We start from the raw sequence: 17,077 nt of genomic DNA on the forward strand, positions 1-17,077 counted from the left end.
TCCGGTGGCGTCGATGTTCAGGTGGTGCATGGCTTCGTCAACTGCACCACTACCGGCGCCATGACCGGTCTCAGGAAAAATAGGCAGGATGTTGTGCAGAGAATTCGTTTGAGGTCCTTGGCCTTATTGTCCAGGGTGGCAGGCTGGTAGCTATTTGCCACGCGTGGACGCAGGCGCATGACGATGCCTGCGTAGGGGAACGATGCCGGATCCCCCCTAAAATAAGAGAGGACAAGGAAATGCAATCACACGGTTTGAAGCAAAGCCTCAAGCAGCGGCATATCACCATGATCGCCCTGGGTGGGGTGATCGGTGCAGGGCTGTTCATGGGCTCGGGCTCACTGATCGCATCGGCAGGGCCCGCGGCCATACTGTCGTATTTCATTGGTGGCCTGGTGGTCACCCTGGTCATGTTCATGCTGGGTGAAATGGCCTGCCGCAACCCGGATGCAGGGTCGTTCTCGACCTACGCCAACACCTACCTCGGCGACTGGGCAGGGTTTGCGGTCGGCTGGCTGTACTGGTTCAAGTCGATGATGACCATCACCCTGGAAGCGGTATTGCTGGGCGCCATCCTGCATGACTTCCTGCCCTGGCTACCGATCTGGGCAGGCGCCTTCCTGATGCTGGTGACACTCATGGCCAGCAACGCCTACTCGGTGCGTTCGTTTGCCGAAGTAGAGTATTGGCTGGCCGCGATGAAGGTCGCCACCATCCTCATCTTCATGCTGCTGGGCGTCTCGATCCTGCTCGGCCTGCACAGTGAGATTCCCGCCCCCGGCCTGATCAACCTCACCGCCCATGACGGCTTCATGCCCAACGGCCTGTCACCGGTGATGGCCGGCGTTATCGTGGTGATTTTCTCCCTGGGGGGCAGCGAAATTGCCGCCGTGGCCGCGGGTGAGTCAGAGAACCCGCGACAAAACGTGATCCGCGCGATCAAGAGCGTGATCCTGCGGGTGATGCTGTTCTACGTAGGTTCTGTGTCGATCCTGATCCTTTGCCTGCCCTGGACCGACAAGGCCAACCTGGCCTCGCCCTATGTTTCGCTGTTCAGCCTGGCCGGGTTCGGTGGTGCGGCAGTGGCCATGAAACTGGTGCTGTTCGTCTCGTTCATGTCGGTGATGAACTCGTTCATGTTCTCCAACTCGCGCATGCTGTTCTCGCTGAGCCAGCGCGGTCACGCGCCCAAGCTCTTCTCGCGCACCAGTGCCAAGGGCGTACCGATCAATGCACTGCTGCTGAGCCTGTCGATCTGCACGATGATCCTGACCGTGCACTTTGTCAGTGGCGGCGACTTGTTCATGACCTTGGCCAAGAGTACCGGCAGCCTGGTCATGGTCGTATGGATCTTCATCATCATCGCCCACGTGGCCATGCGCATGAAAACCCGCCACGAAGCGGTCGCCCCAAACGCCTTCCGTGCCTGGCTGTTCCCCTATACCAATATCATTGCGCTGTTCGCCTTGCTGGCAGTCATCGGCACCCAGGCGTTCGACCCGGCATCGCGTTTCCAGTTCTGGTTCACGGTGCTGACGGTACTGCTGGTGGTGGCGGGGTACTTCCTGATGCGCCACCGGCTGGCATCTAGCGCGGCGTTAGCCCACGAAGGTGATGCATGACAGCGCTGGCCAAGCGCAGATGCTGTCAACAGCAGCACGGCGGCAACGAAGACGACGGAGACAATCATGGGAATGACGAGAATGGCGTCCCAGGCAGGAATTGAACCTGCAACCTTCCCCTTAGGAGGGGGATGCTCTATCCAATTGAGCTACTGAGACGCTACGACCGGCAGCGAGCGCTGCACAGCGGGATGGCCAGCATGTTAACCAGCATGCTGGCGTTTGTCATGCCTGAACTGGGCTTTTTCGCGTAATCCTTTTCTGCGGCTGCTATCCCCGCGGTAGCACGCCCTGATCGCGAAGCAGCGAAACGAATGCGGCGACCGCCGCCTCCAGTGTGGAAGAATTATCCAGCACATGCACCGACGGGTCGGCTGCAGCTTGCAAGCGTGCGCTGCGCGCCAGGCGCTGCTCCACTTCTTCTGCGGTTTCCCGGCCCCGGGCCAGCAAGCGCTGGCGCAGCACCTCAGGCTTGACCTCGACCAACACGGCCAACAAATCCGGATAGCGCTGACGGGCCTCTGGCAGATAAGCCCGCGAGCCATTCACCAGCACCGCCCTCCCCGCCGCCAACCACTGGTCCACCTGCCGGGGTATGCCATAGTCCAGACCATTGGCCCGCCAGTGCATGGCAAACGCACCCTGCGCACGCAAGGTATCAAACTGCTCAGGCGTGACCCCTTGGGCAGCTTCGCCTTTGGCTTCGGCCGAACGGGTGATGACCCGGCGGGCAATTTCTACCCCGGCGGCGGCCAGTTGCTCACGCGAAGCGTCGATCAGGGAATCTTTCCCGGAACCCGACGGCCCAACCAGAAATATCAACCGGCCCGTCCCTGATCGGCGGTCGCTTGCGTCATGTTGCATAGCCACTATGCTCTATGGAGGGAACCGGCGCATTCTAGGGCTTTTCCGGGCATTTTTCTGCGTTTTACCGATTGTTGACGGCAAAAGACTGACGGCCAGGCTAGCCAGAGCATGTAAAACTTTTCAAACCAGTGCTCATTTCTGATAATTGGTACTGGCATAAAGCCTTTATCCGGATCACTATTTGTCACATAATTGACGCCAAGCAAACGGCGACCTTGAGGCAAGATGAGCATCCATTTTTCACTGGCGGTTGAACATTTTGTCGTCGCCACGGTCGTACTTCCATCCCGTGCGGCCAATTTGAGAACCGCTTCCCCTGAACCAAACTCTGGTCAATTTATATGCGCCCAATGAAACAGGCTATTTATTCGAGCCGCACTGCTGACAAGTTCGTCGTCCGCCTGCCAGACGGAATGCGTGAGCGCATTGCCGAGGTAGCGCGCAACCACCACCGCAGCATGAACTCCGAGATCATTGCACGCCTGGAACAGAGCCTTATCCAGGAAGGTGCGCTGGGTGACGAACTGAGCATGCGCCTGGACAGCCCTGAACTGTCCCTGCATGAGCGCGAGTTGCTGCAGCGTTTCCGCCAACTGTCCCACCGCCAGCAGAACGCTCTGGTCGCCCTCATCGCTCACGATGTGGAAATGGCCGCAGACGCCTCCTGAGGGCTGCAGCGAATACGAAAAAGCCAGCGTAAGCTGGCTTTTTTGTGGGCGTCTGACTGGCAGCAAGGCCACTACCCTGCGGAATTGTTCCCACAGGGCGGATCGGCTTACAACAGGAACAGCGTGGCCAGCCCAAGGAAGATGAAGAAACCACCGCTGTCGGTCACAGCAGTGATCATCACGCTCGCCCCCATCGCAGGGTCGCGCCCCAGGCGGGCCAATGTCATCGGGATCAGCACGCCCATCAGCGCCGCCAATAACAAGTTCAAGGTCATCGCCGCGGTCATCACCACCCCCAGCGACCAGCTGCCATATAGCCAGAAAGCCACCGCACCAATCACGCCGCCCCAAACCAGGCCGTTGATCAGCGACACCGCCAATTCCTTGCGCATCAAGCGACTGGTATTGCCTGGCGACACTTGGTCCAGGGCCATGGCGCGGACGATCATGGTGATGGTCTGGTTACCAGAGTTGCCACCAATACCCGCAACGATCGGCATCAACGCAGCCAACGCCACCAGCTTTTCAATCGAACCTTCGAACAACCCGATCACTCGCGAAGCAACGAACGCGGTAATCAGATTGATGGCCAGCCACGCCCAACGGTTGCGGAACGAACGCCAGACCGAGGCGAAAATATCTTCCTCTTCACGCAGACCCGCCATGTTGAGGACTTCGCTCTCGCTTTCCTCGCGGATCAGGTCAACCATTTCGTCGATGGTCAGACGGCCGATCAGGCGTTCGCTCTTGTCCACCACTGGGGCGGATACCAGGTCATAACGCTCGAAAGCCTGCGCTGCATCGTAGGCATCTTCCTCGGGCTGGAAGGAGACAGGGTCGGTCGCCATGACCTCCGCCACCTTCTTCTCCGGGTCGTTGACCAGCAGGCGCTTGATCGGCAACACCCCCTTGAGGATGCCGTCGTAATCGACCACGAACAATTTGTCGGTGTGGTTCGGCAATTCTTTCAGGCGGCGCAGGTAGCGAAGCACCACTTCCAGGCTGACGTCTTCGCGGATGGTGACCATCTCGAAGTCCATCAGCGCACCGACCTGCTCCTCGTCATAGCTCAGCGCCGAACGCACCCGCTCGCGCTGCTGGGCATCGAGGGTTTCCATCAGCTCGTGAACAACGTCACGCGGCAGCTCTGGGGCGAGGTCGGCCAGTTCGTCGGCGTCCATCTCCTTGGCGGCAGCCAGCAGCTCGTGATCGTCCATGTCGGCGATCAGCGATTGGCGAACCGAATCGGAAACTTCCAGCAGGATGTCGCCATCGCGCTCCGAGCGCACCAACTGCCAGACCGTCAGGCGATCTTCCAGGGGCAAGGCTTCGAGGATGTAGGCGATGTCGGCGGGGTGCAGGTCATCGAGCTTGCGCTGCAGCTCGACGAGGTTCTGGCGGTGGACCAGGTTTTCTACCAGGTCGTTGTGCGCGCCTTCCTGGCGATGGGTCAGGTCTTCGACCATGCGCTGACGATGCAGCAGTTCGACCACCTGGGCCAGGCGATCCTGCAGGCTTTCTTGCGCTTTTTTAACTTCTACTTCGGTCATAGGCGAACTCCACTCCCAGCAGCGGAGCACGCCGAGGGAATCAATCGGTCAGATCTTTCTGTATGAATCGTGTTAGCGAGTAACTACTGGGTAAGTCCATGGTGGTTTTCCACAAGCCCCGGCGGGGCTGACGGGCGCAATCATACACTGCTAAAGCTGTCAGATCGCTTAAATTTTTGGCCAGAACAATCGTTTGCGTGATAAAGCTGGGACAACGCTCGAAGCTATCAGTGCGACGGTTGTTTTGGATGAGAAAGCACATTTGATTTTTGAGGCCGCTCAGCGGCGCCAGACTACACCGCAATCATTACAGAAGAGCGTAGATCGACAGGCTCAAGAATTCATTGACGCACAAACAAAAAGCCCGCTCTATTGAGCGGGCTTTCTGATGGGGTGTGGCGGACTCAGCAGGATTCGAACCTGCGACCGCTCGGTTCGTAGCCGAGTACTCTATCCAGCTGAGCTATGAGTCCGTGGTGGTAGTTTTAGACCAGATTACCACTGGTTGACTGAAATGGCTTTGCAAGCAAAACCACTTCAAAAAGTGGCGGACTCAGCAGGATTCGAACCTGCGACCGCTCGGTTCGTAGCCGAGTACTCTATCCAGCTGAGCTATGNGGCGGACTCAGCAGGATTCGAACCTGCGACCGCTCGGTTCGTAGCCGAGTACTCTATCCAGCTGAGCTATGAGTCCGCGATTGGCAGTTTTAAACCAGATACCGCTGGCTGACTGAAATGGCTTTGCAAGCAGAACCACTTCAAAAGTGGCGGACTCAGCAGGATTCGAACCTGCGACCGCTCGGTTCGTAGCCGAGTACTCTATCCAGCTGAGCTATGAGTCCGCGATTGGCAGTTTTAGACCAGATACCGCTGGTTGATTGAAGCAGCCTTGCAAACAAAGCCACTTCAAAAGTGGCGGACTCAGCAGGATTCGAACCTGCGACCGCTCGGTTCGTAGCCGAGTACTCTATCCAGCTGAGCTATGAGTCCGTGTCTTGCCGCGCATTATAGGTCGCTGAAACATTTTTGCAAGAAGCTTTTCGTTATAAAATAACTACTTAGCGCTCCTACCGTTTACAGCGCCCTACGCAAATAATGGCGGTGAAGGGGGGATTCGAACCCCCGATACCCTTATGAGGTATACTCCCTTAGCAGGGGAGCGCCTTCGGCCACTCGGCCACCTCACCGCAACACGAGGCGAATATTAAAGAACCTCTTTCACCTTTGCAACCCTTTTTTTGAAAAAAACTTCAAAAAAATTAAAGGCTTGGCTCTTCATCCTTCTCCTTCTTGATCCGCAGGTAGATTTCCTCGCGGTGAACTGCCACTTCTTTCGGGGCGCTCACGCCAATACGCACCTGGTTGCCTTTGACGCCAAGCACCGTCACGGTGATCTCGCCGTCTCCAATGATCAGGCTCTCGGCGCACCGACGAGTCAGAATCAACATAGCTTTCTCCTTACGCAAAACATTCAGGGGTAACAGTCTTGGATATCGGGCCCGGGTCGCGGACGACGACCATGGCCCCGGTTACTCGCCGCACAAGGCAGGACAGGACCTGCGCGGCGAGCAGAAACGCGAAGGGCGCGGCAAGCCGCGCCCTTCCAGGCAGCGCCTTACTCGCCCTGTCGGGCAGGAGCATCCAGATCGAACGCGGTATGCAGCGCGCGTACGGCCAGCTCCAGGTACTTCTCTTCGAGCACCACAGAAACCTTGATCTCGGAAGTGGAAATCATCTGGATGTTGATGCTCTCCTTGGCCAGGGCTTCGAACATGCAGCTGGCAACACCGGCATGCGAACGCATGCCGACGCCAACGATCGAGACCTTGGCGATCTTGGTGTCGCCGATCACTTCACGGGCACCGATTTCGCGCGCGGTGTTTTCCAGCACGCTCTGCGCCTTCTCGTACTCGTTGCGGTGCACGGTGAAGGTGAAGTCGGTGGTGTTATCGTGAGCAACGTTCTGCACGATCATGTCGACTTCGATGTTCGAAGCGCTGATCGGGCCGAGGATCTTGAAGGCCACGCCCGGGGTATCCGGCACGCCGCGAATGGTCAGCTTTGCTTCATCACGGTTGAAGGCGATACCGGAAATGATCGGCTGTTCCATGGATTCCTCTTCATCAATGGTAATGAGGGTACCCGGACCCTCCTTGAAGCTGTGCAGCACGCGCAGCGGAACGTTGTACTTGCCGGCGAACTCCACCGAACGGATCTGCAGCACCTTGGAACCGAGGCTGGCCATTTCCAGCATCTCTTCGAAGGTGATCTTCTCCAGACGACGAGCCTGTGGCACGACGCGCGGGTCGGTGGTGTAGACGCCATCGACATCAGTGTAGATCTGGCACTCATCAGCCTTCAGCGCCGCCGCCAGGGCCACGCCGGTGGTATCGGAGCCACCACGCCCCAGGGTAGTGATGCTGCCGTGCTCGTCGACACCCTGGAAGCCTGCAACCACGACCACGCGGCCTTCCTTGAGGTCGGCACGAATCTTCTGGTCGTCGATTTGCAGAATGCGCGCCTTGTTGTGCGAGCTGTCGGTGAGGATACGCACCTGGTTGCCGGTGTAGGACACCGCTGGCACACCACGCTTGATCAAGGCCATGGTCAGCAGGGCAATAGTGACCTGCTCACCCGTCGACACGATCACGTCCAGTTCACGAGGAACCGGCTGATCGGTGATCTGCTTGGCCAGGTCGATCAGGCGATTGGTTTCACCGCTCATGGCCGACAGCACAACCACCAGGTCGTCGCCCGCTTCACGGTGTTTCTTGACCTTTTCGGCTACCTGCTCGATCCGCTCGATGGAACCGACAGAGGTGCCGCCAAATTTCTGTACGATCAACGCCATTTCAATGGTGCCTCAGCCCATACAGGGCCCCAAAAAACAATCCAACATGAAGAGGTGGACGGGAGTGGCCTGTGTGGCCACTAGACCATCCCCCCGTTCATCTCAAAGTCCCTGCTCTGCGAATGGCACGGCCAGCGCCAGGGCCTGGTCCAGGGCAGCGACGTCGACGCCACCACCCTGGGCCATGTCCGGACGGCCACCGCCCTTGCCACCCACCGCCGCAGCGGCTTGTTTCATCAGATCGCCAGCCTTGAGTTGGCTGGAGAGGTCCTTGGTCACGCCGGCCACCAGCACAACCTTGCCCTCATGCTCGCTGCCCAGCAGGATCACTGCGTGGCCGAGCTTGTTCTTCAGCTGATCGACCAGGGCCAGCAGAGCCTTGCCATCCTGCCCATCCAGGCGGGCGGCGAGGACCTTGGCACCCTTGACCTCAACGGCCGCGTTGGAGAGATCGTCCCCGGCGGCGCTGGCGGCCTTGGCCTGCAGCTGTTCCAGCTGCTTCTCCAGCTGGCGGTTGCGCTCAAGCACAGCCGACAGCTTGTCGATCAGGTTGTCGCGGTTACCCTTGACCAGTTGCGCGGCTTCCTTGACCTGCTCTTCGGCAGCGTTCAGGTAGGCCAGCGCAGCGGCACCGGTTACGGCTTCGATACGGCGCACGCCAGAGGCTACGCCGCCTTCGCTGATGATCTTGAACAGGCTGATGTCACCGGTGCGCTTGGCGTGGATACCGCCGCACAATTCCACCGAAAAATCACCGCCCATGCTCAGCACACGCACGGTGTCGCCGTATTTCTCACCGAACAGCGCCATTGCGCCTTTGGCCTTGGCAGTTTCGATGTCGGTCAGTTCGGTTTCAACCGGGGTGTTCTTGCGAATCTCGCGGTTGACGATGTCTTCCAGCTGCTTGATCTGCTCCGGCTTCACCGCTTCGAAGTGGCTGAAGTCGAAACGCAGGCGCTGGCTGTCGACCAGCGAGCCCTTCTGCTGTACGTGCTCGCCCAGTACCTGGCGCAATGCTTCGTGCAGCAGGTGGGTGGCGGAGTGATTCAACGAGGTGGCGTGCTGTACGTCGGCATCGACCTTGGCCTCGACTGGCGAACCGATCAGCAGCGCACCGCTGGCCACCACGCCATGGTGCAGGAAGGCGCCGCCGGTCTTGGTGGTATCACGCACGTCGAAGCGTGCAGCACCCGCCTGCAGGAAGCCGCTGTCACCGACCTGACCACCGGACTCGGCGTAGAACGGCGTGCGGTCGAGCACCACAACGCCCTGCTCGCCTTCACCCAGCTGGTCAACGGATTGGCCGTCCTTGTACAGGGCGATGATCTTGCCCTGGCCCTCGGTGGCGTCGTAACCGAGGAACTCGGTGGCGCTGTCGACCTTGACCAGGCTGTTGTAATCCATGCCGAAGGCGCTGGCGGAGCGGGCGCGCTCACGCTGGGCGTCCATTTCACGCTCGAAGCCGGCTTCGTCGATGGTCAGCTCACGCTCACGAGCGATGTCGGCAGTCAGGTCCATCGGGAAGCCATAGGTGTCGTACAGCTTGAACACCACGTCGCCCGGTACCACGTCGCCTTTCAGCTGGGCCAGGTCTTGCTCGAGGATACGCAGGCCCTGTTCCAGGGTCTTGGCGAACTGCTCTTCTTCGGCCTTGAGCACGCGCTCGATGTGCGCTTGCTGGCTCTTCAGCTCCGGGAAGGCTTCGCCCATTTCAGCGGCCAGTGCGGCAACGATCTGGTAGAAGAAGCTGCCCTTGGCGCCCAGCTTGTTGCCGTGACGGCAAGCGCGGCGAATGATGCGGCGCAGCACGTAGCCACGGCCTTCGTTGGACGGCAGCACGCCGTCGGCAATCAGGAAGCCGCACGAACGGATGTGGTCGGCGACCACTTTCAGCGAGGCCTGGCCGTCATTGCTGCAACCGATGGCCTTGGCTGCGGCAGCCAGCAGGTTCTGGAACAGGTCGATCTCGTAGTTCGAATGCACGTGCTGCAGCACGGCGCTGACACGCTCCAGGCCCATGCCAGTGTCCACCGACGGCGCTGGCAGCGGGTGCAACACACCGTCGGCAGTGCGGTTGAACTGCATGAAGACGTTGTTCCAGATCTCGATGTAGCGGTCACCGTCTTCTTCTGGCGAGCCAGGTGGGCCACCCCAGATATCCGGGCCGTGATCGTAGAAGATCTCGGTGCACGGGCCGCACGGGCCGGTATCGCCCATGGTCCAGAAGTTGTCGGAGGCGTACGGGGCGCCCTTGTTATCGCCAATGCGCACCATGCGCTCGGCCGGCACGCCGACTTCCTTGGTCCAGATGTCGTAGGCTTCGTCGTCGGTGGCGTAGACGGTGACCCAGAGCTTTTCCTTGGGCAGGTTCAGCCACTGCTCAGACGTCAGGAAGGTCCAGGCGAAGGTAATGGCGTCGCGCTTGAAATAGTCGCCGAAGCTGAAGTTGCCCAGCATTTCGAAGAAGGTATGGTGACGCGCGGTGTAACCGACGTTTTCCAGGTCGTTGTGCTTGCCACCGGCACGCACGCACTTCTGGCTGCTGACAGCACGCGTGTAGGCGCGCTTCTCCGCACCGAGGAAGCAGTCCTTGAACTGGTTCATGCCTGCGTTGGTGAACAGCAGGGTCGGGTCGTTGTTCGGGATCAGCGAACTGGAGGCGACTCGGGTATGTCCCTGCTCTTCGAAGAAGCGAAGGAAGGCTTCACGGATTTCTGCGCTTTTCATAGGTTCTTCCACGGAAACGGCGGCCGTTTGGGCTGATACGTCGCATCGACGAAACGACGGCAAAGGGCGCCATTATATCCAGCCTGAACGGCGGATGCAGTGTGTTTATACGCCCGAAACGGTCAATCGCCATGAAATCGTCATCTCGGGCATCAAAGTGGAGGCTATACGGTTCAGCGCCTTGTCACAACGCCCCCCTTCTCATTCACCTTGTCCCTAGATAAGTACCACTCCTCGCCTGCACAACCCTTTAGCTTTAGCCACGGCGACAACTGCCGCCCCCCATTCACAGCAAGCGAGCCTTCTCATGCACCCCAACCCCGTCTATTTCATTTCTGGCAGGACCAGCGGTTTTCAACAGCGGGCAGACACGTCCATCGATGGCCAAGCCGTTCATCGTTTCTACGAATACCGGGACGACAAAATAGACGTCCTTCTGGAACAGGTATGGTTCGATCAGGGCCAGATCCCGGGCAAGCACCACATGGTGATTCAGACCCATTCCTCGGCAGTCGATATCGACATTTCCCTCTACGATTGCCACCTGAAAGCCACAGTCGGCAACAAGAGGTTCGTCCTCGCACCTACGCAAAGACAGACCCTCATCATCAGAACGGCAAAGGGTGAGGCCAACGTCCGCGTGGCGGAGGAAGTGAAGACGCCCGTGATCATCCAGGCCGCAGAGGGCCGTGCGCACATCACCACCGGCGGCGGCATCACCGAGGTCTTCACCGGCAGTGGCAATGCACAGATCAACGTGGGCCCGGGGCTGACATTCATCAAGCGCGGCTCGGCGAGCCGCGGTATGGGCGGTCATATCCTGGGAGTCGACGGCTATATTCTGGTCGACGACCCACATGAATCAGTCATCTATGCTCGCAACCAGGCGGGTGACGCCCGCTTCGAGCAGCCACTCTCCGCCCCGCTCACCGCACTCGCCAGCAATACACTCGACATACGAGGCAGCGACACCTTCAAACAGGCCGTCCACAACCACCTGGTTTTTCTTTGCCACACACATTGCGGCCAGCAACTTCTGACACAGCTGGCAAAACGGTCGTGGATAAGGGTTACCGAAACACCTCTAGCCACCCGTTTCGACGTCTACACCTCAGACCCGACCGACAACGACCATTACCTGCGACGAGACAGTAAACTGGAGTGGGTGGCCGGCTTGCCTGCCGAGGGCGGAGACCTGGCACTCAACCTGACTCGCTCGGGCAGCGACAATTTGCCGCTGCTCGACTTTTACCGTTGCTTGTGCGAGGCGTATAGCGCCTTCAACGGTACGACGGTACCTGGGCACAGTTCAATCAGCACTCTCGATCGCAGGCAGATCCAGGTCGACAATGCTCACCTGCAAGCAATTGGCCTGCCGAGCGGCCTTCTGTACGATTTCGACAATAACCCCGACACGGCGCCAACCGACACCAACCCATCACCCTTCAACGAAAACGCGCTGCGAATGGAGCTGGGCCTGCCAGTGCGCACTTACTACTGAGCGAGCCCATGTGGCGCGCCGGAACGCGCGCCACCTCCCCCATCACCCCAGCCGCTGCCCCGAATCCGGCACAATGAGAATCCCCGCGCGCAAGCCGTTCTTCACCTTGGGGTTGGGGAAGATGATGCGCGCCCCCTCCTCCTCGACCACCCAGCGCATCTCGGCCAGGTCTTCAGCCAGCAGGTAACCCTTGCTCAGCTCGGAGAAGTTTTCGATGTCCGCCGGCAAGTGCAGGTGAAAACTGTCGCTGTGCTTGATGATTTCGCGGGAAACACTGAACAGCTGCAGGCCATCCAGCGAACTTTCGCCCTCTGGCTCGGTAGCCTCGATGATGCGGATCAGCCGCTCTTCGAGCTTGTCGAGGTTGACCTGGTCGTTCTGGCCGAACGGACGGGCCTTGCCCAGCTCGAGGGTGAAGGCTTCCGCATCCAGCTGTTCGTAGGTGAACGCGCTGAAGGTGATGGACGACTTGCTTTGCAGCAGCACCGCTTCCATACCTGCCGCCGCCAGGCGCGCCAGTTCGCGACGGGAATGCTTGCGCCCCTCTTTATAAGGGTACAAGGCGAATTGCTCGATCTTCGAACCACGGATGGCAGTATGCAGGTCGTAATGCAGGCGGTTGCGCCCCGGCTTGCTGAAGAACACCCGGGCGAACTGTTCCAGCTCGGCGGCACGCAATGCTTCGAAGCCGCTGGACAGCTCATGGCGGCCATTGAACAAGCGGTTGATGTCCTGTTCGATAAAGCGCTCGCCCTTGCGGATCGCCGCCGGGTTGCCGAACAGGAACAGCACCCGTGCCCTGGGTTTGATCTTGCCGTTGGCCACGCCGTGCAGCAGCCGCTCGAGCAATTCGATCGGCGCTGTTTCGTTGCCATGAATGCCGGCGGACAACAGCAAGTCCAGCCCGCAATCTTCGCTTTCAGCCGGACGCACTTCAAGCGCGCCCTCTCCCAGCCACCGCAAACGCGCGCCCTTGGGTGTCACTTGGGTCTTCTCGGCCGGTTCGTGATCGGTGAGGGTCAGCTCAAGCAATTTGCCAAGGGCGAGCATAGGTACTTCCTTAGTGGTGGTGGCCGCAGTCAGGGCCATGAACGTGATCGTCGTCTTCGCCAAGTTCTGCCGGTTCCATTTCCAGCTGCAGGCTGACCAGGTTGGTGGCCATCGGGCGCAGCAGCAAGTTGGCATACTCGGTGTCGTCTTCCTCGACATCCACGCCGATCAGCAGTTGGCCACGGCCGTCCTGCTGAATCCACACTTCCTTGCCTTGCCAGACCACAGCAAAGCGGGTGCAGGAAGTTTCCAGCTGGGTGCCGTCTTCATCTTCGAGGATCAGGCGCAAGGCGTCGGTCATTACAGAGTCTCTCTTCAAGGTTGGCGTTGGAACGGATACACCGAGCCCAACTTCAGGATCTGGGTCAATTCGTCCAGTGCCGTACGGCATTCCACCAGCAGTTGCGGGTCAGCCAGGTCTGCTTCGCCAAGGCGATCGCGGTAGTGCCTGTCGACCCACTGCAGCAGCGTGTCATACAGCGAGGCCGTCATGATAACGCCTTGGTTGACCGCCGCCAGCTCCGCTTCCTTCAAAGCCACGCGCAAACGCAGGCAGGCCGGGCCGCCGCCGTTTTGCATGCTTTGCTTGAGGTCGAACACCTTGACCTCCTTCACCGGGCCTCCCTGGCTGGTCAGCTGGCCCAGATAGTCCCAGACCCGCTCGTTGTTGCGGCACTCTTCCGGCACGACCAACAGCATGGAACCATCGTCGCGGCTGAGCAGCTGGCTGTTGAACAGGTAGGATCGCACCGCGTCCTCCACCGCCACCGCTGCCCTGGGCACGCAGATGGCCTGGAAGTTGCCACCCTTGCTGGCCAGTTTAGCTCGCAGCTGCCCAAGTACCCCGTCGGTATCGAGAAACGCGTCCTCGTGGTAGAACAGCACCTCGCCGTTACCTACCGAAATCACATCATTGTGGAACACACCCTGGTCGATCACCGCCGGGTTCTGTTGAGCGTAGACCACACCGTCATCGCTCAGGCCGTGCAGCCGGGCCACAGCCTGAGAGGCCTCCAGGGTTTGCCGGGCCGGGTACTTCTGTGGCGCCGGGTAACGGCTGTCGAAGGCGCTGCGGCCGTAGACAAAGAACTCCACGCCAGCCTCGCCATAGGCGCGGCAGAAGCGCGTGTGGTTGGCCGCGCCCTCGTCACCGAACTGTGCCACGGCAGGCAGCGCTGCGTGGTGGGCAAAGTGTTTCTCGTTGCTGAACATGGCGCCCAGCACGCGGCTGGTGGTCGGGTGCTCGATGCTGCGGTGATATTTGCAGTTGAGGTTGGCGGCGGTGAAGTGCACACGACCGTCAGCAGTGTCGGCACTGGGGCTGACTGTCGCGGCGTTGGCCACCCACATGCTCGAGGCCGAGCAACTGGCCACCAGCAACGGCATGGCCTCGCGGGCGGCACGCTGGATAACTTCGGCATCGCTACCACTGAACCCCAGGCGGCGCAGCGCCGCCACGTCCGGGCGCTCTTGTGGCGCCAGAACTCCCTGCTTGAAGCCCATGTCGGCCAGCGCTTTCATTTTCGCCAGGCCCTGGCGCGCTGCCTCACGCGGGTTGGACGCCTGCTGGCTGTTGCTCTGCGAAGCCACGTTACCGTAAGACAGGCCGCCATAGTTGTGGGTAGGCCCCACCAGGCCATCAAAATTCACTTCATAGGATTTCATCGGCTAGGCTCCGTGACCTGTTGTTATAGGGTGACGCCCGGCGTCAGGGTCGCCGGCAAGGCAAGGCTGGCGGTCTCCAGCGAAGCCACGGGGTAAGCGCAGTAGTCGGCCGCGTAATAGGCACTGGCGCGATGGTTGCCACTGGCACCCACACCACCGAACGGCGCGCTGCTGGCAGCCCCCGTCAGCTGTTTGTTCCAGTTGACGATGCCAGCGCGACTGCGCAGCCAGAAGTACTGGTAGCGGGCTCGCGAATCAGACAATAACCCGGCGGCCAAGCCATACTGGGTGTTGTTGGCTTCATCGATGGCAGCATCGAAGTCGGCGTAGCGGATCACCTGCAGCAGCGGGCCGAAAAACTCTTCGTCCGGGCGGTCAGCCACGGCGGTGACATCGACAATACCCGGGGTCAGCAGTGCAGCATCGGCCTGTGGCTGAGTCATTTCCAGCAGTTTCACGCCACCTTTGGCGGCCAGTTCAACCTGGGCGGCAAGCAGCGCCCGAGCCGCCGGCAGCGAAATCACCGAACCCATGAAAGGCGCCGGCTGTTCATCGAACGCCCCCACCGTGATGGTTTTGCACACCTCGACCAGGCGCGCGATCAGCGCATCACCCCAGGCGCCTTGCGGTACCAGCAGGCGCCGCGCGCAGGTGCAGCGTTGGCCGGCGGAAATGAACGCCGACTGGATAATGGTATACACCGCCGCATCGAGGTCCTTGACCTCGTCCACCACGAGCGGGTTGTTACCCCCCATTTCCAGGGCCAGGATCTTGTCTGGGCGCCCTGCGAACTGTTGATGCAGCAGGTTGCCGGTGCGGCTGGAGCCGGTAAAGAACAGGCCATCGATACCTGGGTTGGCGGCCAGCGCCACACCGGTTTCACGTGCGCCCTGCACCAGGTTCAGCACACCCGCCGGCAGGCCGGCAGCAATCCAGCAGTTGACGGTAAGCTCAGCGACCTTGGGGGTCAGCTCGCTGGGCTTGAACACCACGCAGTTGCCTGCCAGCAGCGCCGGCACGATATGGCCATTGGGCAGGTGCCCGGGGAAATTGTAAGGGCCGAACACCGCCACGACGCCGTGAGGCTTGTGCCGCAGAACAGCCGTGGCATCGGCCAGCGGACCACTCTTTTCGCCGGTGCGCTCGCGGTAGCTCTGTACTGAAATCGCCACCTTGTTGATCATGCTGGTGACTTCAGTCGCAGATTCCCACAGCGGCTTCCCGGTTTCCTCGCCAATGCACTGGGCCATCGCCTCGGCATGCACTTTCAGCTGCGCGGCAAACTTCTCCAGCACATCGATACGTGCCTCCAGGCTCAATTGCGCCCAGGCCGGAAAGGCCTGCCGCGCGGCCTGCACGGCAGCGTCGACCTGGCTGGCGTCAGCGCCCTGCCCTTGCCAGATCACGGCCTGGGTCACCGGGTTAAGCGACTGCAGGGTTTCGCCCTGGCCGGTCTGCCAATTGCCTGCGATGTAATGCGTGGTCATTTACTGGGCCTCCCGGCTGGCCGACAGCGGCACCGCGCGGACATTGTCGCCGACGCCCATGCGCAGGCGCTTGGCGGTCAACGGGTCGACCACCAGGGTGCCGGCGGCCAACCGTGCAGGTGCAGCAGTGATGCGGCAATCGTCGCGCTTGCGGTTGTGGATGATGAAAGGGGTCGCGTCATCGCCTGGCGTACCTACCGCCAGCACCAGGGTCTGGCTCTCGCGCACGGCGCGGATCTTGGCAGTGTCACACTCGATGGCCGGGCCGGCATCGAAGATGTCGACGTAGCCCTGGTAGTTGAAGCCCTCCTGCTTGAGCATGGCCAGCGCCGGCTCGGTGTCTTTGTGCACACGGCCGATCACGTTGCGCGCCGCCTCGGACAGGAAGCAGGTGTACAGCGGGAACTTGGGCATCAGCTCGGCGATGAACGACTTGTTGCCCACACCAGTGAGGTAGTCGGCCTGGCTGAACTCCATCTTGAAGAAATGCCGGCCCAGGCTTTCCCAGAACGGCGAACGGCCCTGCTCGTCAGACATGCCGCGCATTTCGGCAATGATCTTCTTGCCGAACAGCTCCGGGAACTCGGCAATGAACAGCATGCGCGCGCGTGACAGCAGGCGGCCATTGAGGCCGGAGCGATGGTCGCTGCGCAGGAACAGCGAGCACAGCTCGGAGTTGCCGGTCAGGTCGTTGGCCAGGAACAGCGTCGGGATTTCGCGGTAGATCTTCAGCTCCTGCGAGGCGCTGACAGTCAGGCCGACCCGATAGTTGTACCAGGGCTCACGCAGGCCGACGGCGCCGGCGATGGCACTGATGCCCACCACCAGACCTTCGTCGTTTTCCAGCACGAACAGGTAATCGGTGTCGCCACGCTCAGCTTCGCCACGAAAGCTTTTTTCCGCCCAACCAACGCGATGCCCCAGGCGCTCTTCGTTGGCCGGCAGCGTGGTCAGCCCGGTGGTGCCGGTGCTGCGTGCCAATTCGATCAACGCAGGCAAATCGCTGCTGCGTACAGGACGAACGATCATGCTATCTCCTTGTGCGGCGGCATCGGCCGGCGCGAAACTCTGCTAACGCATCAACCCCGA

General features: G+C 60.4%; 15 protein-coding genes and 6 tRNA genes. 4 read left to right on the plus strand and 17 right to left on the minus strand.

What is annotated here, in order from left to right; translation table 11 throughout:
- Positions 1-239 precede the first annotated feature (239 nt).
- Positions 240-1,622 carry an amino acid permease gene (locus FQ668_RS21120; protein ID WP_019438365.1) on the plus strand — a complete coding sequence of 461 codons (1,383 nt, stop codon included), beginning with the start codon at positions 240-242 and terminating at the stop codon, positions 1,620-1,622.
- Positions 1,623-1,704: 82 nt separating this feature from the next.
- On the opposite strand, the gene FQ668_RS21125 is transcribed toward FQ668_RS21120, so the two are convergent.
- The 3 genes from FQ668_RS21125 to FQ668_RS21135 form a co-directional block, all read right to left on the minus strand.
- Positions 1,705-1,781: transfer RNA gene (locus FQ668_RS21125), tRNA-Arg, on the minus strand.
- A 111-nt stretch (positions 1,782-1,892) separates the two neighbouring features.
- Positions 1,893-2,486: a phosphonate metabolism protein/1,5-bisphosphokinase (PRPP-forming) PhnN gene (gene phnN, locus FQ668_RS21130; protein ID WP_019438364.1), complete on the minus strand. Its 594-nt coding sequence runs from the start codon at positions 2,484-2,486 to the stop codon at positions 1,893-1,895.
- A 5-nt stretch (positions 2,487-2,491) separates the two neighbouring features.
- The gene (locus tag FQ668_RS21135) at positions 2,492-2,761 is read right to left on the minus strand and encodes a hypothetical protein (RefSeq protein ID WP_134697902.1); all 270 of its coding nucleotides are present in this window, start codon (positions 2,759-2,761) and stop codon (positions 2,492-2,494) included.
- Between the two features lie 69 nt (positions 2,762-2,830).
- Here FQ668_RS21135 and FQ668_RS21140 point away from each other — a divergent pair, with 69 nt between their 5' ends.
- Positions 2,831-3,157: an Arc family DNA-binding protein gene (locus tag FQ668_RS21140; RefSeq protein WP_003254499.1), complete on the plus strand. Its 327-nt coding sequence runs from the start codon at positions 2,831-2,833 to the stop codon at positions 3,155-3,157.
- A 107-nt stretch (positions 3,158-3,264) separates the two neighbouring features.
- On the opposite strand, the gene mgtE is transcribed toward FQ668_RS21140, so the two are convergent.
- Positions 3,265-4,707 carry a magnesium transporter gene (gene mgtE / locus FQ668_RS21145; RefSeq protein ID WP_014590109.1) on the minus strand — a complete coding sequence of 481 codons (1,443 nt, stop codon included), beginning with the start codon at positions 4,705-4,707 and terminating at the stop codon, positions 3,265-3,267.
- A gap of 193 nt (positions 4,708-4,900) precedes the next feature.
- Here mgtE and FQ668_RS28620 point away from each other — a divergent pair, with 193 nt between their 5' ends.
- Positions 4,901-5,083 carry a hypothetical protein gene (locus FQ668_RS28620; protein ID WP_178097132.1) on the plus strand — a complete coding sequence of 61 codons (183 nt, stop codon included), beginning with the start codon at positions 4,901-4,903 and terminating at the stop codon, positions 5,081-5,083.
- A 20-nt stretch (positions 5,084-5,103) separates the two neighbouring features.
- Here FQ668_RS28620 and FQ668_RS21150 read toward each other — a convergent pair.
- The 8 genes from FQ668_RS21150 to alaS form a co-directional block, all read right to left on the minus strand.
- Positions 5,104-5,180, minus strand: a tRNA-Arg gene (locus tag FQ668_RS21150).
- A 147-nt stretch (positions 5,181-5,327) separates the two neighbouring features.
- Positions 5,328-5,401, minus strand: a tRNA-Arg gene (locus FQ668_RS21160).
- Positions 5,402-5,472: 71 nt separating this feature from the next.
- Positions 5,473-5,549 (minus strand) — tRNA-Arg (locus tag FQ668_RS21165).
- Between the two features lie 71 nt (positions 5,550-5,620).
- Positions 5,621-5,697, minus strand: a tRNA-Arg gene (locus FQ668_RS21170).
- Positions 5,698-5,803: 106 nt separating this feature from the next.
- Positions 5,804-5,894 (minus strand) — tRNA-Ser (locus FQ668_RS21175).
- A gap of 72 nt (positions 5,895-5,966) precedes the next feature.
- Positions 5,967-6,155, minus strand: a complete 189-nt coding sequence (gene csrA / locus FQ668_RS21180; RefSeq protein WP_003254503.1) for a carbon storage regulator CsrA — start codon at positions 6,153-6,155, stop codon at positions 5,967-5,969.
- A gap of 167 nt (positions 6,156-6,322) precedes the next feature.
- Positions 6,323-7,558: an aspartate kinase gene (locus tag FQ668_RS21185; RefSeq protein WP_003254504.1), complete on the minus strand. Its 1,236-nt coding sequence runs from the start codon at positions 7,556-7,558 to the stop codon at positions 6,323-6,325.
- Positions 7,559-7,660: 102 nt separating this feature from the next.
- Positions 7,661-10,285: an alanine--tRNA ligase gene (alaS, locus tag FQ668_RS21190; RefSeq protein WP_014590108.1), complete on the minus strand. Its 2,625-nt coding sequence runs from the start codon at positions 10,283-10,285 to the stop codon at positions 7,661-7,663.
- Positions 10,286-10,592: 307 nt separating this feature from the next.
- Here alaS and FQ668_RS21195 point away from each other — a divergent pair, with 307 nt between their 5' ends.
- Complete coding sequence (locus FQ668_RS21195) at positions 10,593-11,786, plus strand: M91 family zinc metallopeptidase (RefSeq protein WP_144180643.1); 1,194 nt, start codon at positions 10,593-10,595, stop codon at positions 11,784-11,786.
- A gap of 42 nt (positions 11,787-11,828) precedes the next feature.
- Here the strand turns inward: FQ668_RS21195 and astE are convergent, their stop codons facing one another.
- The 5 genes from astE to astA are packed head-to-tail and all read right to left on the minus strand — an operon-like array spanning position 11,829 to position 17,017.
- Positions 11,829-12,836, minus strand: a complete 1,008-nt coding sequence (astE, locus tag FQ668_RS21200) for a succinylglutamate desuccinylase (RefSeq protein ID WP_019438363.1) — start codon at positions 12,834-12,836, stop codon at positions 11,829-11,831.
- A gap of 10 nt (positions 12,837-12,846) precedes the next feature.
- A complete protein-coding gene (locus FQ668_RS21205; RefSeq protein WP_003254508.1) occupies positions 12,847-13,137 on the minus strand; it encodes a topoisomerase II in 291 nt (96 codons plus the stop codon).
- A gap of 14 nt (positions 13,138-13,151) precedes the next feature.
- Positions 13,152-14,501 (minus strand): N-succinylarginine dihydrolase, encoded by a 1,350-nt coding sequence (gene astB / locus FQ668_RS21210; protein ID WP_019438362.1) that lies wholly within the window; start codon positions 14,499-14,501, stop codon positions 13,152-13,154.
- A 23-nt stretch (positions 14,502-14,524) separates the two neighbouring features.
- Positions 14,525-15,988 (minus strand): succinylglutamate-semialdehyde dehydrogenase, encoded by a 1,464-nt coding sequence (astD, locus tag FQ668_RS21215; protein ID WP_019438361.1) that lies wholly within the window; start codon positions 15,986-15,988, stop codon positions 14,525-14,527.
- Positions 15,989-17,017: an arginine N-succinyltransferase gene (gene astA, locus FQ668_RS21220; protein WP_014590103.1), complete on the minus strand. Its 1,029-nt coding sequence runs from the start codon at positions 17,015-17,017 to the stop codon at positions 15,989-15,991.
- Positions 17,018-17,077 lie beyond the last annotated feature (60 nt).

The organism is Pseudomonas sp. Kh14 (assembly GCF_900291005.1).
Lineage (GTDB): Bacteria > Pseudomonadota > Gammaproteobacteria > Pseudomonadales > Pseudomonadaceae > Aquipseudomonas > Aquipseudomonas alloputida.